Here is a 12,114-nt window from a genome sequence, read left to right on the forward strand (position 1 = left end):
GCCCTCATTGTGCCTTTACCGCCCGCCGTTGGTTGGCGATGAGGTGCGTCACGTTCGTCACCACGATGGCCGGCGCGACGACCGCGACCACGCCCCGGAACGTCGGTTCCAGCTTCAGGGCCAGCACGATCGCGGTGATCCCGTTCTGCTGGGCCAGCCGGAGATGCGCCTGGTCGACCGCGGGCATCCCCCGGGTCAGCCAGGCCGCCACCACCCACTGCGCGACGAACGCGGCCAGTCCCAGCGTCAGCCCGCGCAGCGGGTCCACCCCGCCGATCAGCAACGCGCCGAGCAGCAGCACCGCGCCCGCGAGCGCGGCGTTCACCAGCGCGGGCAGGGCCGCGGCCAGCCGGCGCGGCCGCAGGAACAACCCGACCAACGCGATCGCCAGGAGCCACAACTGCCACACCGCCACGGCCGCCGCGAGGATCAGCAGGCCCACGCGCCACCAGTTCCGCTTCGGCCCCCACTGGTACGTGATGAAGGCGCCGGCGGCGAGGGCGAGGTTGCCCCCGAGTTCGACGGCGTACGCCGTGATCCCGGCGAGCAGGCTGTCGCCGGGGTGCCCGCGCAGCTCGCCGACCACGCTCGCGGCGGAGACGGCCAGCACGACGGTCAGCGGATCGTCGAACGACGCCCACGCGGCCAGCAGCGACCGGGCGCGGCCGGACATCCGCCCGTCGCCGAGGGCCGCCGCGACCGACAACGGGTCGATCTGTGCCACGACGATGCCGAGCAGCAGGAAGAGCGGGTCTCGCCAGGCCAGGGCGAGCACGACACCGATCAGCGTCGCCTTCACCAGTACGCCCACCGTGACGGCGAGCAGGATGAGCCGCCGATCCCGGCGCGCTTCGGTCAGGTCGATCCCGTACGCGCTGCCGTAGAGGCCGACCGCCAGCAGCGTCGCCGTGACGTACGGATAGGCGGCGTACGCGATGATCTCGGTCGGCTGCGTTCCGGTGAGCCAGGCGACCGCCAGCCCGGCCGCCGCAGTGGCCAGGAGCAGCGCCGCCCGTTTCACTTGCGTGGCTCCAGCTCGGTCATCCGGGGGAAGCCGAGTGCGTGCCGGAGATCGTCGACGAGCCGGGCGACCTTGGTGTCCGTGCGGTGGACCTGTTCCTGATCCAGCGTGACCGCCAGGACGTAGCGGCCGGTGTCCCGGTCGACCGCGAAGTAGTAGACCGCGCCGCGTTCCACGTCGAGGACGAGCCGGATCATGACGCCTACGTCCAGGCCGCTGAAAGTGCGGTTGAAGCTCTCCAGCGCCGCCTCGACGGTCGGACCCTGCGCGTCGTACGCCTCCCGCCGGGACTGCGGCTCGACGAGCCCGTGGAACGACCCGAGGGTGGGATCGTCGAGCATGTCGACCCGGAAGACGCATTCGTGCCCGGCGTAGTACGCGATGTAGTGCAGGTCGCCGGCGGACAACCGGCTCCGGCACAGCTCGGCCAGATTCTGATGCGCCTCGGGGCGGTAGCTCGCGAACCGCTTGACGTTGATCGACCGCGCCGGGTCCAGCTGCGCCGGGATCGTCACGGGCTGCTGCCGCCACGCGTCGCCGAAGGCGTACACGCCGATGGAACCGACGATCAGCCCGAAGCAGACCGAGACCGCGCCCACCGCGGCGTGGGCGACGCGGCCGTTGAACATGCCGTCGACCGAGGCGATGAGGAAGCCGTAGAGCGCGAGCATGATCCCCGCGGCCAGGAGGAAGACCGCCATGCTGAGCCGGAACGTGACCGCCGACGGCCGGCTGAGGTAGAGCACCAGGGAGATCAGGCCGACGACGCCGACGACGGTGGCGGCGCGGCTGAGGTTGTAGGACTCGCCCTTGATCAGCGCGAGCAGGAACTCGACGGCGATCGGGACGACGAGCGAACCGACCAGAATGGCGGCGAGCTTGCGGGTCCAGGAGGGGGTGAGGGGCACCCCCGGCATAGTAAATCAGCGATGCGCCGGGGCGGTCCCCAGCAGACTGGGATCGCCCAGCACCACGAGCTTGTCGAGCGCCCGGCCGACGAGGTCCTGGATCTGGCGGTCCAGCACCGGGCCACCGGCCGGCCCGGTACGCCGCAACACCGAGACGGTGTCGCCGACCCGGCTGATCGCGAGATACCCGGTCTGCTGCCCGGACTTTGTCGTGAGGGTCATACTGACCGTGTAGGCGTCGCCGATGAGCAGACTCTCCACACTGGTCGAAGTGAGCTTGACGCGCGCCTTGGTGCCGTCGTCGAGGCGAGCCGTGAAGGCGCCGCAGGACTTGGCGGTCTTGCGGATCACGTCCACCGCCTCGGTTCCCTGACCCCGGCCGAAGATCTGCACCGCCTGATCCAGTACGCCCGAGTCGGCCCCGACGTGCCGGGCCGTCACCGGCGTCGGCGAGGAACCCGGCGTCGGCAGCAGCGAACGCAGCAGCGCTGCCGGATCGGCGACGAGACTTTGGCACCGCTCCGTACGCTTCGGCGGAGGCGCCTTCGGGGTGGGCGTCGGCCGCACCTCGAACGAGGCGGGCAGGTCACCTGCCTCCAGCAGCGCCGTCTGGAGACTGGGCGCCGCCGACGTGGGACCGGCCGGGTCCGCGACCGGTGTGCGCGGCCGCAACCCGATCACGGCCAGCACGCTCAGCGCGACGACGGCGGCGCCGCCGACCGCGATGCCGGTGAGCACGGCGTTCCGGCGAGCGGGCGACAGGTACAGCTTGGCCACGTGCTGATCAACGCCTGGGCTTTCCCGGCGTGACGTGAGCAGCCCCGGTAACACCCGCGTAACGTGATCGGTGTTGACTGACCGTCAGCCTCGCGCGCGCTGATGGGGCCGCGAGCGGCCGCCTCACACCAGCGCAAGCGAGGCCGGCACAAAGCAGAAACAAGCCATGCCAGAGGGGTCGTAACGCCGTGGACCGTCAGCAGGAGTTCGTGCTCCGGACGTTGGAAGAGCGCGACATCCGATTTGTCCGGTTGTGGTTCACCGACGTGCTCGGCACCCTGAAGTCGGTCAGCGTCGCGCCGGCCGAGCTGGAGGCCGCCTTCGACGAGGGCATCGGCTTCGACGGCTCGGCGATCGAGGGCTTCGCCCGGGTCTACGAGTCCGACATGGTCGCCATGCCCGACCCGACGACCTTCCAGGTCTTCCCGTTCGAGGGCGGCTCGTCCGGCGAGAGCGCCCGGATGTTCTGCGACATCCTGCTGCCCGACGGCAACGCGAGCTGGGCGGACCCGCGGCACGTGCTGCGCCGGTCGCTGTCGCGGGCGGCCGAGAAGGGCTTCACCTTCTACACCCACCCCGAGATCGAGTTCTTCCTGCTGGAGGGCGGCCCGAACGACGGCGGCGTGCCCACGCCGGTCGACTCGGGCGGCTACTTCGACCACACCACGCACGCCGTCGCGCGCGACTTCCGCCGCCAGGCCGTGCTGGCCCTGGAGCGGATCGGCATCTCGGTGGAGTTCAGCCACCACGAGGTCGCGCCCGGCCAGCAGGAGATCGACCTCCGGTACGCCGACGCGCTGACCACGGCGGACAACATCATGACGTTCCGGCACGTGATGCGGGAGGTGGCGCTGTCGCACGGGGTGCAGGCGACCTTCATGCCGAAGCCGTTCACCGACCAGCCCGGCAGCGGCATGCATACGCACCTCTCGCTGTTCGAGGGGGAGCGCAACGCCTTCCACGATCCGGCCGACCCGTACAAGCTCTCCGATGTGGCCCGTGCGTTCATCGCCGGCATCCTCACCCACGCCCGGGAGTTCACGGCGGTCACCAACCAGTGGGTCAACTCGTACAAGCGGCTCTTCCCGCAGCAGCTGCCCGACCGCATCACGGAGGCTCCGGCGTACGTGTGCTGGGGGCACCGCAACCGGTCGGCGCTCGTGCGCGTGCCGGCGTACGGCAAGCCCAACTCGGCCCGCGTCGAGGTGCGGTCGCTCGACAGCGCCTGCAACCCCTACCTGGCGTACGCCGTGCTCCTGGGCGCGGGGATGAAGGGCATCGAGGCCGGATACGAACTGCCGCCGGGCGCGGAGGACGACGTCTGGTCGCTGTCGAACTCCGAGCGCAAGGCGATGGGCTACGAGTCGTTGCCGGAGAACCTCTCCGAGGCGATCGACGTGATGGCCGGGTCCGAACTGGTCGCCGAGATCCTGGGCGAGCACGTCTTCGACTTCTTCCTGCGGAACAAGCGAGCCGAGTGGGAGGAGTACCGCCGCGAGGTCACGCCGTACGAGCGGCGTCGCTACCTCGGCGCACTCTGACTCGCGAAGCGAACCCCGACAAAAGAGAACCCCGACACTCCGTCGGGGTTCTCTTTTGTTGACGGTACTTCGGTTAGCGCAGTAGTGTGCTGTGCGTGGATACGACCCAGCTCCTCAAGGGCGTACTCGATCTCGCCGTGCTCGCGGTCCTCCGGGAGGAGGACGGCTACGGTTACGACATCCTGCGCCGTCTGCGGAGCGCCGGGCTGGACGAGATCGGCGACGCCTCGGTCTACGGCACGCTGCGCCGCCTCTTCGCGGCCGGCTACCTGACGACCTATGTGGTGCCCTCCGAAGAAGGACCGCACCGGAAGTACTACTCGCTGAACCCGTCCGGTCGAAGCCAGCTGAAAAACGGCGGCGAGACCTGGCGCGGGTTCGCCGCCACGATGGACGCCCTGCTGGAGAGCCGATGAATCTCGACATTGCGCACTACGCGGCCGCCGTCGGTGCGGCACTCGCCGACCTGCCCGACGACATCCGCGCCGAGCTGCTGGAAGACCTGCCCGCGCACCTTTCCGAGGTCGCGGCCGAGGTCGAGGCGGAGGGCGGCACGCTCGAGGATCGGCTCGGCCCGCCGGCCGCCTACGCCGCCGAGCTGCGTGCGACCCTCGGCCCGTCGGCCCCGCCCGCCCGCGGGGCCCGGCTGTCCGCGCTCGTGACCGAGGCCAAGGGGCGGCTGCGGACCACCGACCGCCAGATCGGCAAAATCATCGGGTACGCGAGCCTCAGCGAGTTCGGCCAGTTGCTGCGCCCGGCGTGGTGGGTCGTCCGGGGCTACCTGGCGGCCTGGATCCTCTGCTCGGTCGTCTCCGCCGGAAACGGCCCGCAAGGCGCGCTGCCCCGCATCGGGGACAGCGTCGTGGGTGGACTGATCGTGACGGTCGCCCTGATCGTCGCGTCCGTCTGGCTGGGCCGCACCGCGAGCACCCGGGTCAAGCGCTGGCAGCGGGTCGGGGCCGGCCTGGTGTCGGCGGCCCTCGTGCTGTTCGGGATCGGGCTGCTCGTCACCGTGGACGACGCGGCGACCCGGGACTACAGCAGCTACCAGGAGTACCCCGGCCAGTGGGTCGACGCCTCCTGGCAGGGTGGCGGCAACCTCGTGGTGGTGGACTCGAAGGGCCAGGTGCTCAGCCAGGTCTCCATCATCAACCTGGACTCCGAGTCCTACGTGGACGCGAAGATCCACAACTGCGAGGCCATCCTGGCCTGGGAGTACGAGCGCTGGCCGGTGCTGGCCCGGCTGTGCCGCCACCAGGGCCTCTACCCGAGCGAATCGCCGACCGACGTCCCCACCGCCACACCGTCGGCCACCACGACCGCGGCTACCCCGTCCGCTTCCGCGACGGCGTCCCCGTCGCCGACCCGCTGACGATCAGGAGGTCGTCGCAGGCTTCGATGAGCCGGGCGCGCAGCGGAGCGGCGCGCTCGGCGAAGTCCTTCTGGCTCAAGGCGTACGCCGCCCGCCCCTCCGGCGTCTCGATCCGAACCGGTGGGTAGCCGAGGTCGGCGAGGTCGTAGGGGCTGGCCCGCATGTCGAGTTCGCGGACGGCCCGGGACAGTTCGAAACAGTCAGCCACCAGTTCGCTCGGCACGAGCGGGGACAGCTTGTACGCCCACTTGTAGAGATCCATGGTGGCATGCAGGCAGCCCGGCTGCTCCAACTCCGCCTGCCGGTCGCGGGTGGGCGTCAGGATGTTCAGCGGACGGGCCGGTTCGGTGAAGAACCGGTACGCGTCGAAGTGCGTGCAGCGTACCCCTCGCTCTTCGACGACCTGGGCGGTCGCGGCTGGGGAGAGGCGCAGTGGCCAGGCGTTGTGGCGGACCTGGTCCTGGGTCTGGCGGTAGACCATGGCCCACTCGTGCAGGCCGAAACAGCCGAGCTGGGGCGGCCGCGACGCGGTCGCCGCGAGGAGATCGCGGATCCAGCGGATCGAGTCCGAGCGGCGGTGCGGCAGGTCCGGGTCGACGGTCGTGCCGCCCGGTGCCGGAACGTACGGCGGCTGGGCCGGGCCGTCGGCCAGGACCACGCCGAAACCGGGGTGCCACCGGCGGAGTTGAGCCGGGCGATGCGAGTAGTACGTGAACAGGAAGTCCTCGACGGGATGCTTGACGCCGTCGCGACGGCGGGCGAGGTGACGACCCAGCCAGTGATCCACCCGGGCCTCGTGCGCGGCCTGGCGCTCGTGCCATTGCCGGGCCGGCAGGACGGCGGACTGGACCTTCTCGCTCACCGTCCCAGGGTACGGCGATAGATTGGGCCTTGGAGATCGCGGGAGATCGCGAGGTACTGGGGGTTGTGGTGCGGATCGCACGCTTTGTTCATTCCGGTGGGATGTCCTTCGGCGTCGTCGAAGGCGACGCGGCCGGAGCTGGGACCGAAGGCCTGACGGTCGCGGCGATCAACGGGCACCCGTTCGGCGAGATCGAGCTGACCGGCGACCGGTGGGCGCTGGCCGACGTCCGGTTGCTGTCGCCGATTCTGCCGAGCAAGGTCGTCTGTGTCGGGCGTAACTACGCCGAGCACGCCGCCGAACTCGGCAACGCCGTGCCGAAGGAGCCGCTGCTGTTCCTCAAGCCGACGACCTCGGTCATCGGCCCGAACGACCCGATCCGGCTGCCTCCGCAGTCGCATCAGGTCGAGCACGAGGCCGAGCTGGCCGTCGTGATCGGCGCCACCGGGGCCCGCCGGGTCGACCGGGCCGACGCGCTCAAGACCGTGTTCGGCTACACCTGCGCCAACGACGTGACCGCCCGCGACCTGCAGAAGGCGGACGTCCAGTTCACCCGGGCCAAGGGCTTCGACTCGTTCTGCCCGCTCGGCCCGTGGATCACCACCGGGATCGACGCCTCGGACCTGGAGGTGCGCTGCGAGGTGGGGCGCGCCGGCGAGGAGCCGGACGTCCGCCAGCTCGGGCGTACCAGCCAGTTCGTCTTCGACGTGGCGACCCTCATCTCGTATGTGTCGCACGTGATGACGCTGCTGCCGGGGGATGTGGTCCTCACCGGTACGCCGGCCGGCGTCGGCGTACTGACCGAGGGCGATGTCGTCTCGGTGAGCATCGAGGGTGTCGGCACGCTCTCGAATCCGGTGCTGAACCTCTGACAGTCGCTCAGAGGATGTTGATCGCGCGGGCCACGACCAGGGCCACCACCACGACCGAGACGGCCGACTCGAACATCATGGTCAGCTTGGCCCACTTGGTCATGGGCATGGTGTCGGTCGGGCTGAACGCGGTCGCGTTGGTGAACGAGACGTAGAGGTAGTCGACGAAGCCGGGCTCCCAGTCCGGCTTCGCGAGATCCCGCGCGGTCATCTGCGGGAAGAGGAAGTCGGGGCGGTCCTTGCGCGCGTTCGCACGCGCGGCGGGGCCGCCCGAGTCCAGTTCCCAGTACCAGAGCGCGAAGACGATGACGTTGCTCAGCCACACCGCCGCGCCGGTCAGCAGCAGCACGCCCGGCGTGAGCCCGTTGACCTCGGCGTGCTTGGTGGCGATGTCGACGACGAGTCGGGCGGCGGCGTACGCGTTGAGGACGCTGGCCGCCGCGACGAGAGTCAGCCCGCTCAGGCGCAGCCAGCGGGTCTCCCGGTTCACCCGGCCCGGGTTCGTCGAAAGCAACACCAACAGCAGTACGCCCTCGACCGCCGGGACCAACCAGCCCGGCTGGATGTGGAGCGCGTGCGAAACCTTGAGCTGCAAGCCGATCATCACCACGACGGCGACCGCGGCCGGCGTACGGTGTTCGCCCCGGGTGGGGCGCAGCCAGGCGGGAAGGACATCGACCACATCCGCAGCGTAGTGCGCCTCACGAAACACAGGGGGATACCGGTTTGGCGCGCCCCGCGCCGGTCGGGTAAAGTTCCTCCTCGGCACAGCAAACCTCAGGGCTAGCGGTGCCGATGGGGTATGGGGTAATTGGCAGCCCAACTGATTCTGGTTCAGTTAGTCTAGGTTCGAGTCCTGGTACCCCAGCAACCAAGCGCGGAAGGCGATTTCGCGCGAGGGAGCTGGATCTGGTAAGGTTCAGCTGCCGCCGGAAGGCGGCAAAAGTGTGAATACGGAAAGTTCTGGCCCCGTCGTCTAGCGGCCTAGGACGCCGCCCTCTCAAGGCGGTAGCGCCGGTTCGAATCCGGTCGGGGCTACAACGTAAAGCCGCAGGCCACATCCCATTACAGGGTGTGGCCTGCGGCTATTTGATCTAGTTCTCGTCCTCCCCCGTCAGCGGATCGTCAGCAACCCGTCTCCACAGGGGTGCCCAGTCGCCCTGGGCCGCAAGTTATGGTGCTGCTCGTGCAAGCCATGAAGCCCGAGGACTGGCAGTCAGTCGGGGCTATCGCCACTGCCGTCGGCGTTCTCGTTGCCCTTGCCGGTGTCGTCGTGACGCTGATCTTTACGATTCGCTCGGAGAAGCTAACCCGCGCTGGCCAGAAGACAGCCCAGGAGCAGGCCGAAGCGGCGGCGCAACGAAGTGAAGCGGCTGCAAGGCTCACGGAGGAGTACACCCGTCGCCTGGTGGATGCAGTCGAGACCATGGCCAAGAACGGCGGCCTTGGGACTGCCGCCAGTCCGGGCGTCCGGTGGTCCCTCCGGTTTCACCAGGGAGATAGTTACCTGTTGGAAAACGTCGGTGACCGGATCGCCCACAAGGTGCAGGTCGAGTCACACGAGAGCCTTGTGCTCAGGAAACCCCCCGTGCAGGACGTCGCGCCATCGGCGGCAATCAAGTTCATCGCGGCACGCAGCATGGCGACCAGCGATAGCACCATCACCGTGCGGTGGACGGATGATGGTGAAGAAGCGAGTTGGAAATACCCTCTGCCGCCGAAGAACCCGCGATAGGGGGCGGCCCATACCGGGCCGCCCCCTGTTCGAGAGTCACTTGTCGTCAACGTCGCCGCTGTATGGCTGGTCGAAGACCTCCCGAACGCGCTTGTCGAAGTCACTCGGCGCGTGTGTGTAGAGGTTGGGTGGGATCGGGTGTTCCAGGTAGATGTATGCCGCATCTGCGGCACTGTCATAGGTGCAGCGCAGCGAAACGGTTGCCTCGACGTACATGGCGGTAAGGCTGACATAGGACGAGTGCCGTCAGGGGGCAACGTGGTGTGCGGGCGACGCCTAGCCTTGCGTACGTGGCTGATGACATTTGTCCGCAGTGCGGGCACCTCGTAGATCCACACGCGGTTCTCTCCGTGACGGGAGTGGCCGAAGACGGCGGGATAATGTTGTGTCCGGTGGCGGGATGCGAGTGCTACTCGACGTGGGGCTTGAACGGTGGCCCAGCGCGCGTGGTGCCGGACCAGGGCCAAACCGTGGCGCTGCGCAAGCAAGTCCAAGATGGGCCCTAGGTCCTAGATCCCTGCGCAAGGTGTCGTTTCGCTCCAAGCGGTGCTTCCTAGACCCAGGAGTGATCGCTCCTAGGTCTAGGAGCACGCCGCAGGGCGACACGGGGCGCTAGGGGGCTAGTTCCGTGGTCGCCGCAGGGATGAGGCGCTAGCGGTGGCGCTAGACCTAGCGGCTCCTGGGGCTAGGTCTAGCGCGTGGGCGAGTCGCCGCTGTCGGCCCGCTGAGACGGCCGTAGAACCAAGATCTGCGCTTGTGGAGGGTGCGGACAAGGGTGTCCCCGGTCGCGTAGTCACTCTTGATGGCCGCTGACCTGGATTTGTCCCAGGGACACGGGGACATCGGGGACACGTCGCGTAGGGCCGCCCGCGACGGGTCGCGGGAGGAGCAAGGGCGGTCTGGCGTTCGGCCAGCCTCACCGCCAGCGGATGGCCGACGTCACGGCCCAGCAAGTCCCCCGCGCTCAGCTCGACGCCACGGTGGGAGATGGCATCCATTTCTTGGGCGGTCGCGTTGCGGCACGGAAGGCCATAGCGAGCCACTGAGGCTGATTTCGCGGCTCGGCCGGCAAAGCCGCGACCCGCGACCTTCGGACGTTTGCGCAAGTCAAGCGGGATCGAGGCCAGTCGCGGTGGGGTCGCGCTAGCGCGACCCCACGGTCAGGCGCGACCCCCGCCGCGACCAACGACGGGCGCGACGCCCCTGGGAAGGCGCTCACCGACTTCGAGGGGGCGGGGCCACCTCCTCCGGCCGTCAGCCACGGCCACGAGACGAGTCGTCTGAGGCTCTAACGGTGCTCGGAGATCACATACACGGAGGGCTGCCCTGACCGAAGATCGACCGAAGCGCTGAGCCGGACGCTTTCGGATGGCGTGCCGACATAGGTGGAGTTCGACGAGTAGATGGTCCACCCGTACTCCTTCGGGACGTTCAGCGGAGGAAACGTGAAGTTCTCGGTGGGGAATAGCGCGTTGTGGCGAAGGAAGGCATCAAGGCACTCAGGCGAGGTGTCGAAGTGTAGGAACAGCTGGCCCATCGAGCCGTAGTCCTCCCACTCGGCGAAGCGCAGGTGCTCGACGCCACAAGGCAGCTTCACCAGGAAGTGGGGCAGCAGATCCTTCTCCAAGTCGCCGTCGCCCTTCGTGATGTGCATCGGACCGTCTACGCGGGGGTATTCGCGGGAGTCACGGAAGAGGGCCCATACGAAGTCGGGACTCTGATTCCACCAGCTCCAACAGCAGCAGACCGGACCGATCACAGTGAACAGCGCAATCATGGCGAGGACGATGGTCCAGCGGCGCTTCTTGGTTGCACGGGTTGCCTCAGCCACCTGCGCATCCTACGAGCGGCGCGCCGACTACGGCGTACCCGCTTGAGCGGCAGCCTCATTCAGTGCGATGGGCACGGGCTAACGACACCGGTCGATACGGTCACGGTGTGCAGACGTCAGCGGATCGTCATCCCGAGCGCTCGCAGAGATCAACAACAGGCCGCAACGGATGGCATCGCGTCCGTGCTGAACGGCAGTCAGCCATGATCATTGAGAGCCTGATTTCCGAGGTAGACGCCCTCTCAAGGCGGTAGCGCCGGTTCGAATCCGGTCGGGGCTACAAACAAGCGCCGCACTCTTCCGAGTGCGGCGCTTTTCGTTGCTCTCCTCTGCTCGCCACCGTCCCGTCCACGCCGACGGGTATGGGCGTCCCGTCCACGCCGACCTTTATCGGCTGGATCAGGGATCTGTGTCGAATCTTGGCTCAAGATTCGACACAGATCCCTGATCCAGTGCCAAAGCGGATCGGCGATCCAGCGCCGGCGAGCTGGAAGGTCAGAGGCCGGAGAGGCGCTGGCCGGCGCGGACGACCGCCATCGCGTGCCGGTCGCCGGGCCGGCGGCCGAGGCGCTCGATCGGGCCGGAGACGCTGATCGCGGCGATCACCCGGCCGGTGCGGTCCCGGATCGGGGCGGAGACGCTGGCCACACCGGCTTCCCGTTCGGCGACCGACTGCGCCCAGCCACGACGGCGTACCTCGGCGAGGGTCTTTCCGGTGAACTTGCAGCGCGGCAGCAGCGGCATGACCGCCTCGGGCGGCTCCCAGGCCAGCAGCACCTGTGCTGCCGAACCAGCCGTCATCGGCAGTATCGAACCGACCGGCACGGTGTCGCGCAGACCGGAGGCCCGCTCGGCGGCGGCCACGCAGATGCGCTCGTCCGCTCGACGGAGGTAGAGCTGGGCGCTTTCGCCCGTGTTGTCGCGCAAGGCGGCCAGGAGCGGCTCGGCGGCGGTCAGCAGGACGTCGGGCGCGGCGTTGGCGAGCTCCCCGAGCCGGGGCCCCGGGCGCCAGCGGCCCTGCGTGTCGCGTACCAGCATGCGATGGATCTCCAGGGCCTGCGCCAGCCGGTGCGCCGTTGCCCGCGGCAGCTTGGTGCGATCGACGAGTTCAGCGAGGCTCGCGCCGTCGACGCAGGCGGCCAGAATCACTACCGCCTTGTCAAGGACGCCCACGCCAGACATACTGTGTCCCACA

13 protein-coding genes and 2 tRNA genes are annotated in these 12,114 nt (G+C 68.7%); 7 read left to right on the forward strand and 8 right to left on the reverse strand.

What is annotated here, in order from left to right:
- Nucleotides 1-4: 4 nt before the first annotated feature.
- From AB0M47_RS00845 to AB0M47_RS00855, 3 genes are read right to left on the reverse strand one after another with little or no spacing between them, the layout of a single operon-like run.
- Nucleotides 5-1,021: a hypothetical protein gene (locus tag AB0M47_RS00845; protein ID WP_363406198.1), complete on the reverse strand. Its 1,017-nt coding sequence runs from the start codon at nt 1,019-1,021 to the stop codon at nt 5-7.
- Entirely contained in the window at nt 1,018-1,929 is a 912-nt protein-coding gene (locus tag AB0M47_RS00850; protein ID WP_363406201.1) for a hypothetical protein, read from the reverse strand. Before AB0M47_RS00850 ends, AB0M47_RS00845 begins: the two co-directional genes overlap by 4 nt.
- A gap of 15 nt (nt 1,930-1,944) precedes the next feature.
- Complete coding sequence (locus AB0M47_RS00855) at nt 1,945-2,706, reverse strand: hypothetical protein (RefSeq protein ID WP_363406204.1); 762 nt, start codon at nt 2,704-2,706, stop codon at nt 1,945-1,947.
- 188 nt (nt 2,707-2,894) lie between these two features.
- Here AB0M47_RS00855 and glnA point away from each other — a divergent pair, with 188 nt between their 5' ends.
- From glnA to AB0M47_RS00870, 3 genes are all read left to right on the forward strand, one after another.
- Nucleotides 2,895-4,247, forward strand: coding sequence for a type I glutamate--ammonia ligase (glnA, locus tag AB0M47_RS00860; protein ID WP_363406207.1), 1,353 nt, complete (start codon nt 2,895-2,897; stop codon nt 4,245-4,247).
- Nucleotides 4,248-4,342: 95 nt separating this feature from the next.
- Nucleotides 4,343-4,663, forward strand: coding sequence for a PadR family transcriptional regulator (locus AB0M47_RS00865; RefSeq protein WP_253757139.1), 321 nt, complete (start codon nt 4,343-4,345; stop codon nt 4,661-4,663).
- Nucleotides 4,660-5,619: a hypothetical protein gene (locus tag AB0M47_RS00870; protein WP_363406210.1), complete on the forward strand. Its 960-nt coding sequence runs from the start codon at nt 4,660-4,662 to the stop codon at nt 5,617-5,619. The genes AB0M47_RS00865 and AB0M47_RS00870 overlap by 4 nt, the downstream gene beginning before the upstream one ends.
- On the opposite strand, the gene AB0M47_RS00875 is transcribed toward AB0M47_RS00870, so the two are convergent.
- Complete coding sequence (locus tag AB0M47_RS00875) at nt 5,573-6,481, reverse strand: 3-methyladenine DNA glycosylase (RefSeq protein WP_363406213.1); 909 nt, start codon at nt 6,479-6,481, stop codon at nt 5,573-5,575. The two genes, AB0M47_RS00870 and AB0M47_RS00875, sit on opposite strands and share 47 nt — an antisense overlap.
- Before the next feature lie 68 nt (nt 6,482-6,549).
- Between AB0M47_RS00875 and AB0M47_RS00880 the strand changes: the two genes are divergently transcribed.
- Nucleotides 6,550-7,353, forward strand: coding sequence for a fumarylacetoacetate hydrolase family protein (locus AB0M47_RS00880; RefSeq protein ID WP_363406216.1), 804 nt, complete (start codon nt 6,550-6,552; stop codon nt 7,351-7,353).
- Nucleotides 7,354-7,360: 7 nt separating this feature from the next.
- Here AB0M47_RS00880 and AB0M47_RS00885 read toward each other — a convergent pair whose 3' ends face one another.
- Complete coding sequence (locus AB0M47_RS00885) at nt 7,361-8,035, reverse strand: DUF1345 domain-containing protein (RefSeq protein WP_363406219.1); 675 nt, start codon at nt 8,033-8,035, stop codon at nt 7,361-7,363.
- Between the two features lie 114 nt (nt 8,036-8,149).
- On the opposite strand from AB0M47_RS00885, the gene AB0M47_RS00890 reads away from it, so the two are divergent.
- From AB0M47_RS00890 to AB0M47_RS00900, 3 genes are all read left to right on the forward strand, one after another.
- A tRNA-Gln gene (locus AB0M47_RS00890) sits at nt 8,150-8,221 on the forward strand.
- Between the two features lie 97 nt (nt 8,222-8,318).
- Nucleotides 8,319-8,391, forward strand: a tRNA-Glu gene (locus AB0M47_RS00895).
- Between the two features lie 148 nt (nt 8,392-8,539).
- Nucleotides 8,540-9,088, forward strand: a complete 549-nt coding sequence (locus AB0M47_RS00900) for a hypothetical protein (RefSeq protein WP_363406222.1) — start codon at nt 8,540-8,542, stop codon at nt 9,086-9,088.
- A gap of 36 nt (nt 9,089-9,124) precedes the next feature.
- On the opposite strand, the gene AB0M47_RS00905 is transcribed toward AB0M47_RS00900, so the two are convergent.
- The 3 genes from AB0M47_RS00905 to AB0M47_RS00915 all read right to left on the reverse strand — a co-directional run bounded on the left by AB0M47_RS00905 (nt 9,125) and on the right by AB0M47_RS00915 (nt 12,101).
- Complete coding sequence (locus AB0M47_RS00905) at nt 9,125-9,304, reverse strand: hypothetical protein (RefSeq protein WP_363406225.1); 180 nt, start codon at nt 9,302-9,304, stop codon at nt 9,125-9,127.
- A gap of 1,072 nt (nt 9,305-10,376) precedes the next feature.
- The gene (locus AB0M47_RS00910) at nt 10,377-10,919 is read right to left on the reverse strand and encodes a hypothetical protein (protein ID WP_363406228.1); all 543 of its coding nucleotides are present in this window, start codon (nt 10,917-10,919) and stop codon (nt 10,377-10,379) included.
- A 495-nt stretch (nt 10,920-11,414) separates the two neighbouring features.
- Nucleotides 11,415-12,101 (reverse strand): IclR family transcriptional regulator, encoded by a 687-nt coding sequence (locus AB0M47_RS00915; protein WP_253763665.1) that lies wholly within the window; start codon nt 12,099-12,101, stop codon nt 11,415-11,417.
- Nucleotides 12,102-12,114: the final 13 nt, after the last annotated feature.

The sequence above is a fragment of the Hamadaea sp. NPDC051192 genome (assembly GCF_040682475.1).
Classification (GTDB): domain Bacteria; phylum Actinomycetota; class Actinomycetes; order Mycobacteriales; family Micromonosporaceae; genus Hamadaea; species Hamadaea flava.